General features: G+C 67.8%; 17 protein-coding genes. 5 read left to right on the top strand and 12 right to left on the bottom strand.

Annotated elements, in window-relative coordinates:
• Positions 1 to 147: 147 nt before the first annotated feature.
• Complete coding sequence (gene rnd, locus KHC27_RS18270) at positions 148 to 1,329, top strand: ribonuclease D (RefSeq protein ID WP_213340862.1); 1,182 nt, start codon at positions 148 to 150, stop codon at positions 1,327 to 1,329.
• 49 nt (positions 1,330 to 1,378) lie between these two features.
• Here the strand turns inward: rnd and KHC27_RS18275 are convergent, their stop codons facing one another.
• The 6 genes from KHC27_RS18275 to KHC27_RS18300 form a co-directional block, all read right to left on the bottom strand.
• Positions 1,379 to 2,884, bottom strand: a complete 1,506-nt coding sequence (locus tag KHC27_RS18275; protein WP_246520059.1) for a Ppx/GppA family phosphatase — start codon at positions 2,882 to 2,884, stop codon at positions 1,379 to 1,381.
• Positions 2,885 to 2,900: 16 nt separating this feature from the next.
• Positions 2,901 to 5,126: an RNA degradosome polyphosphate kinase gene (locus tag KHC27_RS18280; protein ID WP_213340866.1), complete on the bottom strand. Its 2,226-nt coding sequence runs from the start codon at positions 5,124 to 5,126 to the stop codon at positions 2,901 to 2,903.
• A gap of 201 nt (positions 5,127 to 5,327) precedes the next feature.
• On the bottom strand, positions 5,328 to 5,678 hold the full coding sequence (locus KHC27_RS18285) for a hypothetical protein (protein ID WP_213340868.1): 351 nt from the start codon (positions 5,676 to 5,678) through the stop codon (positions 5,328 to 5,330).
• A 124-nt stretch (positions 5,679 to 5,802) separates the two neighbouring features.
• Positions 5,803 to 6,510, bottom strand: coding sequence for a P-loop NTPase family protein (locus KHC27_RS18290; protein ID WP_213340870.1), 708 nt, complete (start codon positions 6,508 to 6,510; stop codon positions 5,803 to 5,805).
• Between the two features lie 3 nt (positions 6,511 to 6,513).
• A complete protein-coding gene (locus KHC27_RS18295) occupies positions 6,514 to 7,599 on the bottom strand; it encodes an AI-2E family transporter (RefSeq protein ID WP_213340872.1) in 1,086 nt (361 codons plus the stop codon).
• Between the two features lie 115 nt (positions 7,600 to 7,714).
• Positions 7,715 to 8,284 (bottom strand): CDP-alcohol phosphatidyltransferase family protein, encoded by a 570-nt coding sequence (locus tag KHC27_RS18300; RefSeq protein ID WP_343210939.1) that lies wholly within the window; start codon positions 8,282 to 8,284, stop codon positions 7,715 to 7,717.
• Positions 8,285 to 8,460: 176 nt separating this feature from the next.
• On the opposite strand from KHC27_RS18300, the gene KHC27_RS18305 reads away from it, so the two are divergent.
• The 3 genes from KHC27_RS18305 (at position 8,461) to purN (ending at position 11,427) form a co-directional block, all read left to right on the top strand.
• Positions 8,461 to 9,612 (top strand): benzoate/H(+) symporter BenE family transporter, encoded by a 1,152-nt coding sequence (locus KHC27_RS18305; protein ID WP_213340876.1) that lies wholly within the window; start codon positions 8,461 to 8,463, stop codon positions 9,610 to 9,612.
• 68 nt (positions 9,613 to 9,680) lie between these two features.
• Positions 9,681 to 10,760, top strand: coding sequence for a phosphoribosylformylglycinamidine cyclo-ligase (purM, locus tag KHC27_RS18310; protein ID WP_213340878.1), 1,080 nt, complete (start codon positions 9,681 to 9,683; stop codon positions 10,758 to 10,760).
• A 1-nt stretch (position 10,761) separates the two neighbouring features.
• A complete protein-coding gene (gene purN, locus KHC27_RS18315) occupies positions 10,762 to 11,427 on the top strand; it encodes a phosphoribosylglycinamide formyltransferase (protein WP_213340880.1) in 666 nt (221 codons plus the stop codon).
• Between the two features lie 4 nt (positions 11,428 to 11,431).
• Here the strand turns inward: purN and KHC27_RS18320 are convergent, their stop codons facing one another.
• From KHC27_RS18320 to ndk, 5 genes are all read right to left on the bottom strand, one after another.
• Positions 11,432 to 12,259 carry a transglutaminase-like domain-containing protein gene (locus KHC27_RS18320; protein WP_213340882.1) on the bottom strand — a complete coding sequence of 276 codons (828 nt, stop codon included), beginning with the start codon at positions 12,257 to 12,259 and terminating at the stop codon, positions 11,432 to 11,434.
• Positions 12,260 to 12,354: 95 nt separating this feature from the next.
• Positions 12,355 to 14,445, bottom strand: coding sequence for a molybdopterin-containing oxidoreductase family protein (locus tag KHC27_RS18325; RefSeq protein ID WP_213340884.1), 2,091 nt, complete (start codon positions 14,443 to 14,445; stop codon positions 12,355 to 12,357).
• Positions 14,446 to 14,658: 213 nt separating this feature from the next.
• Positions 14,659 to 15,417, bottom strand: coding sequence for a TerC family protein (locus KHC27_RS18330; RefSeq protein ID WP_213340886.1), 759 nt, complete (start codon positions 15,415 to 15,417; stop codon positions 14,659 to 14,661).
• 31 nt (positions 15,418 to 15,448) lie between these two features.
• Positions 15,449 to 16,147, bottom strand: a complete 699-nt coding sequence (locus KHC27_RS18335; RefSeq protein WP_213340888.1) for a TerC family protein — start codon at positions 16,145 to 16,147, stop codon at positions 15,449 to 15,451.
• A 363-nt stretch (positions 16,148 to 16,510) separates the two neighbouring features.
• Complete coding sequence (gene ndk, locus KHC27_RS18340; RefSeq protein ID WP_213340890.1) at positions 16,511 to 16,933, bottom strand: nucleoside-diphosphate kinase; 423 nt, start codon at positions 16,931 to 16,933, stop codon at positions 16,511 to 16,513.
• Between the two features lie 237 nt (positions 16,934 to 17,170).
• Here ndk and KHC27_RS18345 point away from each other — a divergent pair, with 237 nt between their 5' ends.
• The gene (locus KHC27_RS18345; protein ID WP_213340892.1) at positions 17,171 to 17,434 is read left to right on the top strand and encodes a hypothetical protein; all 264 of its coding nucleotides are present in this window, start codon (positions 17,171 to 17,173) and stop codon (positions 17,432 to 17,434) included.
• A 56-nt stretch (positions 17,435 to 17,490) separates the two neighbouring features.
• Here the strand turns inward: KHC27_RS18345 and KHC27_RS18350 are convergent.
• On the bottom strand, positions 17,491 to 17,810 hold a 320-nt coding region (locus tag KHC27_RS18350; protein WP_213340894.1), incomplete at its 5' end, for a gamma-glutamyltransferase.

A 17,810-nucleotide genomic window follows, 5' to 3' on the forward strand; every position in this document is an offset into this window, starting at 1 on the left:
GAACGGTGGCCGGATAATGATTGGAATAGGTGGCCGGTTACGTCGGAATCCGCAGTCGGGGTATATCTACCCAATCTTTATGGCAGCGGCATTCGTCTTGCTTTTCCCCGTCGTCTGCGACGTTCGATTTCGGTAGTAATCTTTCGCATGGATATGATCACGACGACCGACGCCCTCGAAGCCGCCTGCGAGCGGATGGCGCGTCACTCCTTCGTCACCGTCGACACGGAATTCCTCCGCGAGACCACCTTCTGGCCGAAGCTCTGCGTGGTTCAGCTCGCCAGTCCGGAGGAGGCGGTGGTCATCGACGCCCTCGCCGAGGGGCTGGACCTCAAGCCTTTCTTCGACCTGATGGTGGACGAGAAGGTGCTGAAGGTGTTCCACGCCGGCCGGCAGGACATCGAGATCGTCTGGCATCTCGCCGGCGTCATCCCCAATCCGGTGTTCGACACGCAGGTGGCGGCGATGGTGCTGGGTCACGGCGACTCCATCTCCTACGACCAGCTCGTGCAGCGGCTCACCGGCCATGTGCTCGACAAGTCGCTGCGCTTCACGGACTGGTCCCGCCGGCCGCTTTCCGCCGCACAGATCACCTATGCCGAGGCCGATGTCACCCATCTGCGGGACGTCTATCTCAAGCTCGACGCCGACCTCGCCAAGCGAAACCGCCGCGAATGGGTGCACGAGGAGATGGCGGTGCTCACCTCGCCGGACACCTATCGCCAGGAACCGGAAAACGCCTGGGAGCGGCTGCGCTCCCGCGTCCGCAAACCGCGGGAACTGGCGGTGCTCATGGAGGTGGCGGCATGGCGCGAGCGGGAGGCGCAGGGCCGCGACATGCCCCGCTCCCGCATCCTGAAGGACGATGCCATCGGCGAGATCGCCTCGCAGCAGCCGAACACCGCCGAGAAGCTGGCCCATTTGCGGACGATCCCGAAAGGATTCGAGCGTTCGCGGGCTGGCGAGCAGATCATCGAGGCGGTGAATGCCGGCCTCGCCCGCGACCCGAAGACCCTGCCGCGCATGGAGCGCGACCGCCCGCTGTCCAACGGCGCCTCGGCCACGGTCGAGCTGTTGAAGGTGCTGCTGCGGATGACGTCGGAACAGCACGGCGTCGCCGCCAAGATTCTGGCCACGGTGGATGACCTCGAGCGCATCGCCAGCGAAGACGAAGCCAATGTGCCGGCGATGAAGGGCTGGCGGCGGGAGCTGTTCGGTGAGCGCGCGCTTGCGCTCAAGGCGGGCCGGCTGGCTCTCGCCATGCAAAAGGGCCGCGTGATCGCGCTGACGCCGCCCGGCTCGGGCGACGCGGCGGGAGCTGCGGGCTGAACGTCAGAGGGCCGATGCCGACGAGCCGAAGCGTCGTCGGCGATACCCTTCAGCCGGTGATCACCACCGCTTCGCGGCCGATCAACCGGCCAAGCGACTTCAGGCGCGACGTGATGCGGTCGCCGGCCAGCTCGGCGAGGGAACCGGACAGGTTCAGCACCAGCTTGCCGCGTGTCACCGTGAGCGGCGCGCCAGGCAGGGTGTCGGGCATCGAGGCCGAGACGAGATAGGCGACCCGCAGTGCCGCACCGATGATCCGGGCGTGATCGAGCAGGCGGGTTGAGACCAGTTCGCGAATGCGCGGCGACAGGTCGTCGTCGATCAGCCCGACATGGCGGTAGAAGATCGAGAGCGCCAGGAATGCACGGCCCGGGTGATCAACGCCGATGAAGGCGGCGTGGGCGATGATGTTGAGGCTCTGCTCGCCGCGGTAGTCGGGGTGTGCGCGCCAGCCGATATCCGACAGCAGGCACGCCGCATGGCGCAGGCGCTTTTCCTCGGCGGTCTCATCAATCCCGCTCGAGGCCATGAAGGCGTCGGTCCAGTCGATCAGCTCCATGCCGTGACGCGGCGAGCGCGAGCGCAGCCAGTTCAGCTCGGCGGCCGCCACGATGAGGGGATCGACCTTCTGGTCGGCCTCCGGCAGCTCCTCATAGAGCAGCCCCTCGCGCACCCCCTGCGCGGAGATGAAGATGTTGCCCGGCTTGCCGATGCGGACGATGTGCTCCAGCACCAGCGCGCCATAAGGCAGCAGCGGCCGGCGCACGTCGGCGACGGTTTCGATCTTCGACAGCGTATCCACCGGCACGCGACGGATGAGGCGGCAGAACTCCAGCGCCTCCTTGGCCGGGATGACGTAGCCATGCATCACGTGCAGCGGGTAGCCCCGCTGGAACATATGAAGCCGGGCAAGCGCCCGCCACGTGCCGCCCACGGCGTAGAAGGTACGCCCCTTCAGGTGCTCGAGATGCGGGTCCTTGGCCAGCGCGTCCTTGACGATCTTATCCGCCTTCTTCAGCGAGCGCCCGGAGGCATCCTGCAGCGCGAGCCCGCCAAGTGGAAAGGTCACGCCGGAGCCGATCCGGTGCCCGTGCAGATCGGCCAGTTCGAGCGAGCCGCCGCCAAGGTCGCCAACCACGCCATTGGCGCGGTGCACGCCCGACAGGATGCCGAGCGCGGAAAGCTGGGCCTCGCGCTTGCCGGACAGGAGCTGCACGTCGGTGCGGCAGATGTCGGCGCAGCGGGCCACGAATTCGGGGCCATTGGCCGCGTCCCGGGCGGCCGCGGTGGCGAGCACATAAAGCTTGCCCACCGCCATCCGGTCACACAAGGCGCGGAACCGGCGCAGCAGCACCAGCGCCTTCTCCACCGCCTCGGCATTCAGCCGCCCGGTGGTGGCGACGTCGCGGCCAAGGCCGCAGGACGCCTTCTCGTTGAAGATCGGTGTCGGGCTGCGCGACAGTTTTTCGTAGACGACGAGGCGAACCGAATTCGAACCAATGTCGATGACTGCGATCGGGGCCCCATCGACGAGGCGCCCGGGCGCATCCTGCATGACCTGCATCATGCCGTCACGCGCGGCCGCGGCGACGGGTGAGGTTTCGAGGCGACGATTCCTTGAGCGACTTGCCACGTCCCGACAGGCTCGGATTGGTCATGAAATACTGCTGGGCGTTGAAGCTGTCTTCGCCCGGGCCCGGCACTATGCGTTCAGAGGTGCCATCAGGCAACAGCCGCCAGCTCTGCTGGTTGTCCTCCAGATTGGCGACCATGATCTGGTCGAGGATCTGCATGTGTACCGTAGGGTTGGTGATCGGGCACAGAGCCTCGACCCGGCGGTCGAGGTTGCGCTGCATCAGATCGGCCGACGAGATGTAGACCGCGGCGCGGGAGTCCGGCAGGCCGTGACCATTGCCGAAGCAATAGACCCGGCCATGCTCGAGGAAGCGGCCGACGATCGACTTGGCGCGGATGTTGTCGGACAGGCCGGGCACTCCCGGCCGCAGGCAGCAGATGCCGCGCACGATGATCTCGGTCTGCACGCCCGCGCTGCTGGCGCGGTACAGCGCGTCGATAATCATGGGATCGACCAGCGAGTTCATCTTCAGCCAGATCGCCGCCGGCCGCCCGGCCTTGGCGAACGCGATCTCGGCATCGATGTGGTCGAGGATGCGCTGCTTGAGGGTCAGCGGCGACACCGACATCGCCTCAAGCTCCGCCGGCTCGGCATAGCCGGTGATGAAGTTGAAGATGCGCGCCACGTCGCGCCCGATCACCGGGTCGGCGGTGAAGAAGGACAGGTCGGTGTAGATGCGCGCGGTGATGGGGTGGTAGTTGCCGGTGCCGACATGGCAGTAGCTCGCCAGCGTGCCGCCCTCCCGGCGCACCACCAGCGAGAGCTTGGCATGGGTCTTCAGCTCGAGGAAGCCGAACACCACCTGCACGCCGGCACGCTCCAGGTCACGCGCCCACCGGATATTGGCTTCCTCGTCGAAGCGCGCCTTCAGCTCGACCAGGGCGGTCACCGACTTGCCGGCTTCGGCCGCCTCGGCCAGCGCCTTGACGATCGGGCTGTCGGAGGAGGTGCGGTATAGGGTCTGCTTGATGGCGACCACATTGGGGTCGCGCGCGGCCTGCCGCAGGAACTGCACCACCGCGTCGAACGATTCATACGGGTGATGGACGACGAGGTCTTTTTCGCGGATCGCGGCAAAGCAGTCGCCGGCATGGTCGCGAATGCGCTCGGGGAAACGCGCATTGTAGGGCTTGAACTTGAGGTCGGGCCGTTCCAGCGAGACGAGCTGGCTGAACTCGTTCAGAGCCAGCACGCCGTCCACAAGAAAAATCTCGTCCTCGACGACGCCGAGCTCGCGGGCAACGAAGGCCCGCAGCTCTTCCGGCATGGCCGACTCGACTTCCATGCGGATGACCGAGCCGCGGCGCCGGCGCTTCAGCGCGCTCTCGAACTGCCGGACCAGATCCTCGGCCTCTTCCTCGACTTCGAGGTCGCTGTCGCGGATGACGCGGAACCCGCCCAGACCCTTGACCTGGTAGCCCGGGAACAGCCGGCCGATGAACAGGCCGATCATCTGCTCCAGCGTGATGAAGCGGGCCGCACCCGACGAATCGTCGGGCAGGCGGATGAAGCGGTCGATCTTGGCCGGCACGCGGATCAGCGCGTTCATCGCCCGCCCGTCGGCAATGCGGGAGAGCTGGAGCGCGAGCGAGAAGCCGAGATTGGGAATGAAGGGGAAGGGATGGGCCGGGTCGATGGCGAGCGGCGTCAACACCGGGAAGACGTGGCTGAGGAAGTACTCGTCCAGCACATGGCGGTCCGCCTTGGTGACATCGGCACCATCGACCAGCACGATGCCGACATCGGCGATGGCGAGGCGCAGCTCGCGCCACCGGGCCTGCTGGTCGGAGGCCAGCGCCGCAACCTCCGCCCCGATCAGCGGAAGCTGCTCGGCCGCGGTCAGGCCATCCGGGCTCTTCGACGAGAAGCCCTCGCGCACCTGCTCCTTCAGGCCGGCGACGCGGACCATGAAGAACTCGTCCAGATTGTTCGCCGAGATCGACAGGAAGCGCAGCCGCTCCAGCAGCGGATGATCGCGATTCGACGCTTCCTCGAGGACACGGCGGTTGAACTGCAGCCAGGAGAGCTCGCGGTTGATGAAGCGCGAGGGTGCATTCCGGAGATCGTCCGCCGCCCCTGCCGGGACTTCCCGCACCTCGATCTCCACGGCGGTCTGCTCTTCCGTCTGGCTCACCGTTGCGTCTCCCCAAATACCTGCCATCTGACCGGGCGGACCTTCGCCGCGCTTCATGACGGCTCAATGACGGACAGATGTCGCACGGCTGAAGGGGTTCCGCCTAGATGGCCCGCAGCGGGACAACGGAATGCGCGGGATTGTCGAGACGCTCCCCGACCGACACCGGCGGCGGAGAAGCAGCCCTGCGCCACCTCACGAGCGGCGCAGGGAGATCGTCAGCAGGGGTCAGCGGCTCAGCGAAAGCGTGCCGTAGCAGGAAGGGCCCCGCCACTTGCCGATCAGGGCCTTGCCCGAGATGGTGCCAGAATGGGTGAAGCGGCCATCGGTAGGCGAAAAGGCCCCGTTAGCAGCCACCTTGCCGGACAGCGTGACGGAGCCGCCATCGGCCACCGGCACCGTGACGGCGTTGGCCTCACCCTTCACCGTGGCTTTCACCTTGAAGGTACCCTTGCAGAAGGGCTTGGTGCCGCCGTCGGTCGCGCCCGTTCCGGCAGAGGCGCCGTCGAAGCCGGCAGCAGCGGCGGGTCCGGCCAGCGCCGAAAGCACGGCAAGGCTGACTGCGGTGAGGATGGGCACCGCCGATGTCGGAAAGCGTAACATCATCGTCCCAAAGCGCCCGCATGGCGCACCGGGGAGTTTGACGTACCGCCATCCTGAAACAGGAAATGCGGTATAATAAACCTGCCGTTGGGGGACGCCCTCACGCGTCGGCTTCGCCGGCTTCGTCCGGGTCGGCCTCGCGACGCAGGAGCCGGGAGGCCAGCGCCCGGGTCAGCGGCCGCTTCAGCGCCAGCGCCTCGCGGTCGAGAGCGGCGACGATGTCGCGTACCGCGACCACGGATCGCTCCACCCGCGCCAGCAGATAGGAGACCAGCCCCTCGTCCGGGACGATCTGGCGGTCTGCGAAGAGCTTGAGCATCACCGCGCCCAGCAGGGCATCGTCCGGCGGCTCCACCGCCACCACCGGAACGGCACGCAGCCGGGAGGCAAGGTCCGGCGTCGCAAGGCGGGTGGCCAGCGCGGCGGGCGCCTCGCGGGCGGTCAGCAGCAGGAAGGCATCCTTCTCCGCCACGAGGTTGAGAAGATGGAACAGCGCGGCCTCGTCCGGCAGCGTGGCATCGACATCTTCGAGCACCAGCAACCCCGCCGCCAGCGCGCCCGGCACCGCGGCGGCATCAAGCTTCGCCGCCGGCATGGAGGCCGCCCCGGTCTCCTCGGCGAGAATGGCGGCAAGGTGACTCTTGCCCGCCCCCTCGGGCCCCACCAGGGCCACGGTCCGCGCCGGCCAGTGCGGGAAGCTGTCGATCAGCGCGACGGCGCGTTCATTACCGGCGCCCGGCAGGAAGTCGGCCCGCGCCCGGCTCTCCGGGTGCGGCAGATCGAGCGGCAATTGCCGGGCGGCGGTCATGGCTCAGGTAATCTCGCCATCCGGCGCGATCGGCTCGCCGGTATACATGGGGCTTTGCAGGTACTGGTCGAGCGCGAAGCGGACGAGCACGCCCAGAGCCGCCGCCAGCGGCACGGCCAGCAGCAGGCCGAGAAAGCCGAGCAGATAGCCGAAGGCGAGCAGGGCGAGCATCAGCCACACCGGGTGGAGCCCGACGCTGTCGCCCACCAGCTTCGGCGAGAGGATGTAGCCCTCGAGAAACTGGCCGACCAGGAAGATGGCGATGATGGCCAGGACCATGCTCCAGTCCGGGAAGAACTGGACGATGGCGATGCCCACCGCCAGCACGAAACCAGTGAGCGAGCCGACATAGGGGATGAAGGTGATGATGCCCGACACGATGCCGATGACGAGCCCGAAGTTGAGCCCGGCAATGGTGAGGCTGATGGCGTAATAGGCGCCCAGCAGGAAGCAGACCAGCGCCTGCCCGCGAACGAAGCCGGCAATGGCCCGGTCCATCTGCCGCGCGATCTGGCGGATGGTGTCACGGTTCTTCACCGGCAGCCAGGAATCCACCTTGGCCACCATGCTGTTCCAGTCGTTCAGGATGTAGAAGGCGACGACCGGTGTGATGACGATGATCGAGAACAGCGAGATCAGCGCCTGCCCGCCGCTCCAGATCGATTGAACGAGCGTGAGGAGGTAGCTGGCGCCTTGCGAGACCAGCTGCGAGAGCCCCTGTTCGATGCTCGGCATGTTCTTGCCGACAATGCCGCGCAGCCACTGCGCCCCCTCGCCCGCCGCCAGCCGCTGGAGCTTCACGATGTATTCCGGCAGCCCCTGGAGGAAGGCGGCGAGCTGGCTGCCGAAGATCGGGATGACCAGCAGGAACAGCAGCAGCAGCACGAGGATGGCGCAGGCGATGACGATGAGGCTGGCCACCAGCCGCTTCACCCCCCAGTGCTCCAGCCGGGAGGTCACCGGGTTGAGGAAATAGGCCAGGGCGAGGCCGGCGACGAAGGGAAGCAGCACGCTGCTCAGCAGCCATGCCAGCAGCACGAAAAGGCCCAGCACGGTCAGCCAGAAACGGACCTGGGGATGCAAGATCATCGTGCCGTTCACCGCTGCCGCCTTGTCCCGCCCGTCCCCATCCACGGGCAGGATGCGGATCCGTATCGGAGACTGGCTGATTTCATACAGGACAAAGGCCGATCCCGCGACGCCATCAGCCGTCTTTTGCCCGATCTTCAGGTTTTCCCGCCTCGGAGGGCTTCATGTGGCGGGCCCAGTCCACCAGATAGGCCAGCGCCGAACCCGCGGTCAGCGCCCCCACAAGGAGCACACCCACCTCCTGCGCACCACCGGGCACGAAGTCGAAGCCGCGCGAGGCGAGCAGGAAGGCGGCGAAACCGATCTGGGCTGTGGTGTTGAGCTTCGAGACGATGAGCGGGCGGATCGGCACCGGCCGTTCGAGCAGCCATGACAGCAGCACCGCGCCCACGATCAGGATGTCGCGCGCAACCACCGCGATGGCGAGCCATGTGGGCAGAACCCCGGCATGGGCGAGCGTGACATAGATGGAGACGAGCAGCGCCTTGTCCGCCAGCGGATCGAGATAGGCGCCGAGTTCACTGGCGAGGCCGAAGCGCTTGGCAATGAAGCCGTCCACCGCGTCCGAGAGGCCGGCCAGCAGGAACAGCCAGAACGCCAGTGCCATCTCCCCTGCGCCGATCGCCCACACCACGACCGGCACCAGCAGGATGCGGCCGATGGTTATGGTGTTGGGCAGGTTCACGAGGACGTCCGGTACGTTGCAGTCCCCGCGAGATAATGCCGGCAGCGGCGATTTGCCAGCCGGCCGGGCATGACCGCCACCCTGGCGATGGCAGGACGGCCGGCCGGCAGGGGCCGTGACGTACCGCCCCGCCCATGGCACAACGGCACACCCTTCATTGACCTGCCGTGGTTCGCATGCGCCCGTCCATCGTGATTTCCGCCGTCGTCGCCGCATTGGTGGGTTTCGGCGGCACGCTGGCCCTCATCGTCGCCGCCTCGCAGGCGGTCGGAGCCAGCGAGGCGCAAACCTCCTCCGCGGTGATCGGGCTGTGCCTGTCGATGGCCGTGACCACGGCGTGGCTCAGCACCCGCTACCGGCTCCCCATCATCACCGCCTGGTCGACGCCGGGAGCGGCGCTCATCGCCGCCTCCTCCGGGCTGACGCCGAACACGGCGGTCGGCGCCTTCCTGTTCGCCGGTGCGCTCATCGTGGTAACGGCGGCTGTCCGCCCGCTGGGGGCGCTCGTGCAGCGCCTGCCGGTGCCGATCGCCGCGGCGATGCTGGCGGGCGTTCTGTTCCACTTCGTCACCTCGGTATTCACGTCCGCGCAGGCGAACCCGCTGCTCGTCCTGCCGCTGGTGGCGCTGTTCCTGCTGGCGCGGCGCTTCAGCCCGTTCGGCTCGGTGCTGGTGGTGCTGGTGGCGGGCATCGCCTATGCCTTCGCGCTGGGCGAGGTAAAGCCGCTTGCGGCGGCGCTGCATGCCCCCGCCGTGACGCTCATCCCGCCAAGCTTCGACCTCCAGATTCTGCTGGGCATCGGGCTGCCGCTCTACCTCGTGACCATGGCGTCGCAGAACCTGCCGGGCTTCGCGGTACTGCGGGTGTCCAATTACGAGCCGCCGGCGGCGCCGATCCTTGCCGTCACCGGCCTCGCATCCTTGCTCACGGCGCCAATCGGCTCGCTGCCGAGCAATCTGGCGGCGATCACCGCCTCGATCTGCACCGGGCCGGACACCCATCCCGACCCGGCGAAGCGCTGGATGACCGGGCCGTTCTATGCCGCGAGCTATCTCCTGCTCGCCATTGGCGGCGCCTCGATGGTGGCCCTCATCGGCGCGCTGCCGGCGGCGCTGGTCGCGACCTTCGCCGGCCTCGCGCTGACCGGCTCGCTGATGAACGCGCTCGCCACGGCGATGGGCGATACGGCTTTCCGGTTCCCCGCGATCATCACGCTGGCGGTCACCGCCTCGGGCGTCACCATGGGGGGCGTCGGCTCGGCCTTCTGGGGGCTGGTGGCCGGGCTCGCCGCGCTCGCGGTCGATCATGCCGGACGCCGGCGGGCGTGAACGCCGCGCGGATATTGCCTCGCCCGGCGTAAGCGGCTAAGCCGCACGCTCATGGCCGGGGACGAGACATGGGCGAACAGGACAAGGGTCTGAGCTACCGCGACGCGGGCGTCGATATCGATGCCGGCAACCGGCTCGTCGACCTCATCAAGCCGCTGGTGAAGGCGACGCGCCGCCCCGGTGCGGATGCCGAGATCGGCGGCTTCGGCGGTGTGTTCGATCCAAAGGCGGCCGGCTTCAGCGACCCGCTCATCGTCGCGACCACCGACGGGGTCGGCACCAAGCTGAAGATCGCCATCGAGACCGGCCAGCACGACACGATCGGCATCGACCTCGTCGCCATGTGCGTCAACGACCTCGTCGTGCAGGGCGCCGAACCGCTGTTCTTCCTCGACTATTTCGCCACCGGCAAGCTGGCGCCGGAGGTCGGCGCCAAGATCGTCGCGGGCATCGCCCGGGGGTGCCGGGAATCCGGTTGTGCGCTGATCGGCGGCGAGACCGCCGAAATGCCGGGCATGTATGCGGAGGGCGACTACGACCTCGCCGGATTCTCCGTCGGCGCGGTCGAGCGTGGCGCGCTGCTGCCCCGCCCCGGCATCGGCGCGGGGGACGTGCTGATCGGCCTCGCCTCCTCCGGCGTGCATTCCAACGGCTACTCTCTGGTGCGCCGCATCGTCGGCCTTTCCGGGCTTGGCTGGAACGACCCGGCGCCCTTCGCCGACCGCAAGAGCCTTGGCGAAGCGCTGCTCACACCTACCCGGCTCTATGTCAAATCCGCCCTCTCGGTGATCCGCGAGACCGGCAAGGTGAAGGCGCTGGCCCATATCACGGGTGGCGGGCTGACCGAGAACCTGCCCCGCGTCCTGCCGAAGGGCACGGTCGGGCGCATCGACCTCGACAATCTTCATGTGCCGCGCGTCTTCCGCTGGCTGGCGCAGGTGGGCAACGTCGCCCCTGACGAGATGCTGCGCGCCTTCAACTGCGGCATCGGCATGGTCGTCGTGACCGACGCCGCCGACGCCGAAGAGGTGATGGAGGCCTTCGCCGATGCCGGCGAGGAGGTGATCCACCTCGGCGTCATCGAGCCCGGCGAAGGCGCCGCGCATGTCGTCTATGACGGCGCGCTCAACATCGAGCTGCCGCTGTGACATGCGGAGTTCGCCCGTGAGCCGGACCCGGGTCGCCATTCTCATCTCGGGCCGCGGCTCGAACATGATGTCCCTGCTGGAAGCCGCGAAGGCGCCCGGCTTCCCCGCCGAGATCGTCACCGTTATCTCGAACCGGCCGGACGCGCAGGGCCTTGCCCGTGCGCAGGCCGCCGGGGTGCCGGCGCTGGGGATCGACCACAAGGCCTATCCCAACCGGGAGAGCTTCGACGCGGCGCTCGATGCGGCGCTGCGTGAGGCGCGGGTGGGCATTGTCTGTCTGGCCGGCTTCATGCGTCTGCTGACGCCGCGTTTCACGGAAAGCTGGAGCGGGCGGATGATCAACATCCACCCGGCCCTGCTGCCGAGCTTCAAGGGCCTCCACACCCATGAGCGGGCGCTGGAAGCCGGGGTGAAGATCCACGGCTGCACCGTGCATTTCGTCACGGCGGAGATGGATGTCGGCCCCATCATCATGCAGGCTGCCGTCCCCGTGCTGGAGGGCGACACGCCGGAACGGCTGGGGGCCCGGGTGCTCACCCAGGAACACGTCATCTATCCGGCGGCGCTGCGTCTGGTCTGCGAAGGCCGTGCCCGGATCGCCGGCGAGCGCGTGGCGGTGGACGAGTTCGAGGTTGCCACGCAGGCGCTGGTGGTGCCGGGCGCCTGAGCGCTCACGCGATGCCGACCGCCCGCACCGTGGGCTGCTCCTGTTCGGAATCGTCGGCCGCCTCGATCGAAACCTGCATGCCGGTCATGGTCGCATCGCCGTGGATGGTGGCGAAAGCGGCATCCGCCGCGTCCCGCCCGACGCCGATCCGCACCAGTCCCTGCAGGGCCGCCTTGCGGGTGGGATCGAAGAGATACCAGGCATCGCCGAGATAACACTCGAACACGGCGTGGAAATCCGGCGGATCGAGCTGCCACGCATAGCAGCTCGCGAAGCGGGCCGGGATCGAGAGCGCCCGGCAGAAGGCGATGCCGAGATGGGCGAAGTCGCGGCACACGCCGGCGCGCTGCACCATCGTGTCGTAGGCGGAGGTTTCGGCGTCGCTGCTGCCGCTGAGATAGTCCACATTGTCGTGGATCCAGTTGCACACCGTGGTAACGCGTGAATGTCCGGGGGCGAGGTCCCCGAACTCGCGCAGCGCGAAACGGGCGAGCCGGTCGGACTGGCAATAGCGGCTGGGATTGAGGAAGGGCATCACCTCCAGCGGCAGTTCCGCCACCGGCGTCTCCGCTACGGCGGCGGGGTCGGCGTCGTGCATCGCCAGCTCCACCGCCGCGGCGTAGCTCACCTCGAAGGTGCCGGGCTCGACGACCGCCCGCACCAGACGGGTGCCGCCGTCCAGCACATGACGGTCGAGCGCGACAGCCGGGGTGAGATCGAGCCGTTCCGTGAGAATCTTCTGGTTGCGCAACGCAGCCGCCTCGACATTGAGGATAAAGACGGTGCGGGCGTGAACCTCGTAGGAGAGCGTCGAGGCGACGTTGAAAGCCATGGCGGGGTGTCCGGGTCAGAAAGGGAGCGCGGTACCTATGACGCAGTTCCCCTCTCCCGGTTCCCGTATCTCGAGAGCATTTCTGCCACCACGCCTCAGCCGAGGGCGCGCAGCCGCACATGGTTGTCGTGAAAGGCGGCTCCGCCGACCGGTGCGATGCTGTCGGCGCCGGTCAGCGTGTTGATGCCGCGCCCGCCCTCATGCGCCGCGTTCGGCCAGATCGATTCGGCCACCACCACGCCGCGCCGCATCCCGTCGAACAGCCGTGCCTGCAGCACCACCGCGCCGCGCGGGCTCGCGACCTCCACCCGTTGTCCCGCCAGAATGCCCAGGGTAGCGGCGTCCTCGGGGTGGATCATCAGTTCCGGCCGCTTTTCGCGGGCGAGCGAGCCCGGCGTCTCCGTGAAGGTGGAATTGAGGAAGGACCGCGCCGGCGAGGTGACCAGCCGGAACGGAAAATCCTCCGTCGCCTCCTCGGTCACTGCCCAGTGGTCGGGAAACGAGGGCATGTCCGCCACCGGCCCCATTTTCGAGGGCGCGGCATAGGGCACCTTCGGCCACTCCGCCTTCAGGCGGAAGCGGCCGTCCGGCCAGTTGAACCCCTTAACGTAATGGGCGGTGTCGAAATCGGGCTGGACGTCGATGAAGCGTTTCGCCTCCAGCTCCTCCAGCGTGCCGCGGCCGCTCTCGCGCAGCAGCCAGTCCACATGCTCGCGTGCGCTCATCGCGAAGCCGGGATGGTCCGCGCCGAGGCGCCACGCGAGGTCGCAGACCAGATCGTGGTTCGAGCGGCATTCGCCGGGCGGGTCGATCAGCCGGGGACCGAAGATGACATACTGGTTGCCGCCACCCTGGTAGATGTCGTCGTGCTCCACGAACATCGTCGCCGGCAGCACGAGATCGGCCATCTTCGCCGTCTCGGTCATGAACTGCTCGTGCACGGCGACGAACAGGTCCTCCCGGGCGAAGCCCCGCTTCACCAGCTCCTGTTCCGGCGCCACGGAGACGGGATTGGTGTTCTGAACCAGCATCGCCATCACCGGCGGCCCACCGGCCAGCGCTGCGGGATCGCCCGAGAGAACCGCCCCGATGCGGGACTGGTCGAGCTGACGGACCGACCGGTCCAGCAGATCGCCGCCCTCGATCATCGACTTGCGCCAGCCGAAGATGGCGCCGTTGGTGTGGAAGGCGCCGCCGCCTTCGTGCTGCCACGACCCCGCAACGGTCGCGATGCAGGTGACGGCATGCATGTTCACCGCCCCGTTGCGGGAGCGGGTGAAGCCGTAGCCGGCGCGGATGAAGGTGCGCGGCGTGCGCCCGATGGCATGGGCGAAGGCCTCGATCTCGGCGGCCGGCAGCCCCGTGATCGCCTCCGCCCATTCCGGCGTCCGGCTGGCGAGATGGGCCTCCAGCCCCGCCGGATCGTCGGCATAGCGGCCGAGATAGGCGCGGTCGGCGAGCCCGTCGCGAAACAGCACATGCATGATGGCGCAGGCCAGCGCGCCATCCGTGCCGGGGCGGATCAGGATCGGGATATCCGCCTGCTCCATGGTCGGGGAACGGTAGACGTCGACAACCGCGATGCGAGCCCCCCGCTCCTTCCGGGCGCGCACGGCATGGGTCATGACGTTGACCTGTGTCGAGACCGGGTTGGTGCCCCAGATCACCACGAGGTCGGACTTCGCCATTTCGCGCGGGTCCGGCCCGGCAAGGCGGCCGGCGCCGGCGAGAAAGCCGGACCAGGCGGGATTGACGCAGATCGACGAGAAGAAACGGGAATAGCCCTTGGCATGGGTCAGACGGTTGATGCCGTCGCGCATCACCAGCCCCATGGTGCCGGCATAATAATACGGCCAGACCGATTCCGCGCCGTAGCGGCGTTCCGCTTCCGTGAAGCGGTCGGCGATCAGGTCGAGCGCATCGTCCCAGGAGATCGGCGCGAACTGGCCGGATCCCTTCGGCCCGGTGCGCCGCAGCGGCTGGGTGAGGCGGTCGGGGTGGTGCGCCCGCTCGGCGTAGCGCGCCACCTTGGCGCAGATCACGCCGGCGGTATAGCTGTTGGCGCTGGACCCGCGCACGCGGCCGATGCGGTTGCCCGAAATCTCGATGTCGAGCGCGCAGGTGGACGGGCAGTCATGCGGGCAGGCGGAATGGCCGGTGCGCGCCGGCGGGACGTGCTGGTTCATGAAGATCGCTCCAACGATATGGTAGAGCGTTTTTGCCGCGGCGGGCAGAGGCTTTATAAAAAATCTTTCAGATCAATGGGATAGATCACTTTCCGTGAAGCCGATCTTCACCGGAAGCGATCAGCCCCCCTCAAGCGGAAGCGCCCCGCCTTTGGGGGCGGGGCGCCGGTGGCCATAGCTGGGGCGGCGCCGGAGCGCCGCCGGCGGCGCGCATCAGCCGTGCGAGCCGCTTTCGAGCGCGCGGGCGGCCCGGCGGCTCTTCCAGATCCAGCCGAAGCTGAGCACGAAGGCCGCGCCGACCGAGGCCGCGAGATAATGCGGCAGCGGCGCGGCCTTGAGACCGACCGGGTCTTCCGGGTCGTCGATCCGCTGCACCATGTCCGGTGCGGCGGTGGAGAGATATTCCAGCACCACCTTGTCGCCGAGCATCATCTCGCCCGCGATCCAGCCCAGCAGCCCGCCGCCGGCCCAGATGAGGGCGGGGAAGCGGGTCAGCAGCTTCAGAATGATCTGCGAGCCGGCGATGATCAGCGGGATGGTGAGCAGCAGGCCGAAGATGAATAGCTCGGCATGGCCGCGCGCCGCCGCCGCGATCGCGACGACATTGTCGAGGCTCATCACCGCATCGGCGATGGCGATGGTGCGCACCGCCTTCCACAGGCTGTCGGCGCCCTCGACGTGATGTTCCTCGCCCCCCTCGTCGATGACGAGCTTGATCGCGATCCAGAACAGCAGCACGCCGCCGAGCACCTTCAGGAAGGGAACGCCGAGCAGATAGGAAACCACGAGCGCGAACAGGATGCGCAGGCCGACCGCGGCGGCGGCGCCGAGCAGGATGCCCCATTTGCGCTGCTTCTCCGGCAGCGAGCGGCAGGCGAGCGCGATGACGACGGCGTTGTCGCCGGAGAGCAGCAGGTCGATCCAGATGATCTGGAGGAGCGCCACCCAGAAGATGGGATCAGCGAAATCCATAGTGTCCTCTCTGGTGTTTCAGACCGGCCGCTCAGTGGCCCGAAGGCTGGGCGCTGTGGCGCATGCGGGTGATGGTCCACCCGATCAGCAGCACCAGCGCCGCGCCGGCCGCCGCCAGCGGGTATTCGAGCGTGTGGCTGAGTTCCTCGCCGAACCATTCGTGGATCTTGACGTCGGAGACGAACATCTCGCCCGCGACCCAGCCCAGCAGCGCCGCACCCGCCCACACCAGGAAGGGAAAGCGCGCCAGCAGCGACATGATGAGCGCCGCGCCGGCGATGATCATCGGGATGGAGATCAGCAGGCCGATGATGATCAGCGCCCAGTTGCCATCGGCCACCGCCGCGATCGCGACGACATTGTCGAGGCTCATCACGAGGTCGGCCACCGCAATGGTGCCCACCGCGCGCCAGAGGCTGTCATGCGCCTTGACGCCGCCCTCCTCGCCTTCCGCCTCGGGCAGAACGAGATCGACCGCGATGTAGAGCAGGGCGACGGCGCCGACGATCTTGAGCCAGGGCAGCCCCAGCAGCGTGGCGACGACGGCGGTGAAGACCACCCGCATGCCGACCGCGACGCCGGCACCGAGAATCATGCCCCAGCGACGGAGCTGGTCGGGAAGCGACCGGCACGCCATGGCGATGACGACGGCATTGTCCCCGGAGAGCAGGACGTTGATCCAGATGATCTTGAGGAGAGCGAGCCAGAACAGGGGCTGCGTGATGTCCATAAGTCTTTCCCTCACCTCCCGCCCGGCTGACCGGCGGGACTCGTTATGGTTCAATCGGCGTTGGCGCGCCGTGATACGGTGAGGCAAGAGGAGGTGGCTCCGGCGGGCCCACTCCCGGGCGCTCTTGGCGCGCCAAAACGGCTTTCCCCGCTGCGGGCCACTTCTCCGTGGCCGGACCCCCGCAGCGCCCATGACGGGGACCATACATAATAATCCATGCGGTGGCCACGCCTGTTGCTGCAATTTTCGCAGCGTCAGCACAGTTTGCACCGCGCCCTTTACGCTGCTGCACCAAAGCAAATGCCCCGCCCGGAGAGCCGGACGGGGCATTCGTTCAGAACTCGCAGCGGAAGACGCGAAATCTCAGCCGACGATCTCATTGCCGGAGAAGAACTGGGCGATTTCGATCGCGGCATTCTCCTGGCTGTCGGAGCCATGAGCGGAATTCTCGCCCACCGAGAGGGCGAAATCCTTGCGGATGGTGCCTTCGGCGGCATTGGCCGGGTTGGTGGCGCCCATGACTTCGCGGTACTTCGCCACGGCGTTCTCGCCTTCGAGAACCTGCACGACGATCGGGCCGGAGATCATGAACTCGACCAGCTCGCCGAAGAAGGGCCGCTCCTTGTGGACGGCGTAGAAAGTCTCGGCCTGGCCGCGGGTGAGAAGGATGCGCTTCTGCGCGACGATGCGCAGGCCGGCCTTCTCGATATAGGCGTTGATCGCGCCGGTGAGATTGCGCTGGGTCGCGTCGGGCTTCAGGATCGAGAAGGTGCGCTCGAGCGCCATGACGTTCGTCCTTATAGACAGGATGGAGGGAGGGCCGTGTCGCGGCGGCTTATAGCGAGCCCCCCTTCTCACGGCAAGATGATCGCGCCGCCGTGCGAAACCGACTACGCGCGTCACCTCCCGCTACCAACATGAATGCCAGCCGAACGGGCGGTTCACGCCGCGTTGCGGCGTGACGCGGCAGTGTCGCTCGCCCCTGGCAGATTGCCGGGCCGCCGGCGTGATCGAGGTGTACCCATGACAAGGCGTGTCGTGTCAAAGCGTAGCGCGCTGGCGGTGGTGGGCGTCCTGCTCGTCACGGGCGCATGCGCCGTTTCCCCGTTTGCCCATGTCATGACGGCCGCACTGGTCCGGACCGCCGATGCCGCGGCCGTCGCAGGCGCCGCCGTGCGGCCGGACGGGCCTGCCGGCTTTCGCACCTGCTTCGTCCGTCAGGTGATGGACTATTCCGGCCCGGCGCCGCGCCGGACGCCGAAGACCGTCTGCGACGTCTCACGTTAGGTCCTGACGGCGCGGCGGGCGGCGACGCCGGCCGCCGGCAGCGCCTCTCGTCCGCATCAGAGGCCCAGCGCGCAGCCGTCCTTGCGCGGATCGGAACCACCGATCAGGCAGCCGCGGGCGTGGTCGACGAGGATCATCTGGGCGCCGCCGATGGGCTCCACCGCCAACTCGAGCACATGTCCGCGGCCCCGGAGGTCGGCGAGGACGTGTTCGGGGTGTGTGGGTTCGATCTCGAGGGTGCCGTTGAAGCCGAAGGCGCGGGGGGCGTCGATGGCGGCCTGCAGGTCGAGCCCCTGGTCGAGCAGGCCGGAGAGCAGCGCGGCGTGGCCGGCGGCCTGGTATTGCCCGCCCATCACCCCGAACACCCCGAGCCCCG

The organism is Ancylobacter lacus (genome assembly GCF_018390635.1).
GTDB classification, from domain to species: Bacteria; Pseudomonadota; Alphaproteobacteria; order Rhizobiales; family Xanthobacteraceae; genus Ancylobacter; species Ancylobacter lacus.

Coding starts and splice junctions, on each gene's coding strand:
- rnd (WP_213340862.1), top strand. CDS start 148: ATGGATATGATCACGACGACCGACGCCCTCGAAGCCGCCTGCGAGCGG.
- KHC27_RS18275 (WP_246520059.1), bottom strand. CDS start 2,884: ATGCAGGATGCGCCCGGGCGCCTCGTCGATGGGGCCCCGATCGCAGTC.
- KHC27_RS18280 (WP_213340866.1), bottom strand. CDS start 5,126: ATGGCAGGTATTTGGGGAGACGCAACGGTGAGCCAGACGGAAGAGCAG.
- KHC27_RS18290 (WP_213340870.1), bottom strand. CDS start 6,510: ATGACCGCCGCCCGGCAATTGCCGCTCGATCTGCCGCACCCGGAGAGC.
- KHC27_RS18295 (WP_213340872.1), bottom strand. CDS start 7,599: ATGATCTTGCATCCCCAGGTCCGTTTCTGGCTGACCGTGCTGGGCCTT.
- KHC27_RS18305 (WP_213340876.1), top strand. CDS start 8,461: ATGCGCCCGTCCATCGTGATTTCCGCCGTCGTCGCCGCATTGGTGGGT.
- purM (WP_213340878.1), top strand. CDS start 9,681: ATGGGCGAACAGGACAAGGGTCTGAGCTACCGCGACGCGGGCGTCGAT.
- purN (WP_213340880.1), top strand. CDS start 10,762: ATGCGGAGTTCGCCCGTGAGCCGGACCCGGGTCGCCATTCTCATCTCG.
- KHC27_RS18320 (WP_213340882.1), bottom strand. CDS start 12,259: ATGGCTTTCAACGTCGCCTCGACGCTCTCCTACGAGGTTCACGCCCGC.
- KHC27_RS18325 (WP_213340884.1), bottom strand. CDS start 14,445: ATGAACCAGCACGTCCCGCCGGCGCGCACCGGCCATTCCGCCTGCCCG.
- KHC27_RS18330 (WP_213340886.1), bottom strand. CDS start 15,417: ATGGATTTCGCTGATCCCATCTTCTGGGTGGCGCTCCTCCAGATCATC.
- KHC27_RS18335 (WP_213340888.1), bottom strand. CDS start 16,147: ATGGACATCACGCAGCCCCTGTTCTGGCTCGCTCTCCTCAAGATCATC.
- ndk (WP_213340890.1), bottom strand. CDS start 16,933: ATGGCGCTCGAGCGCACCTTCTCGATCCTGAAGCCCGACGCGACCCAG.
- KHC27_RS18345 (WP_213340892.1), top strand. CDS start 17,171: ATGACAAGGCGTGTCGTGTCAAAGCGTAGCGCGCTGGCGGTGGTGGGC.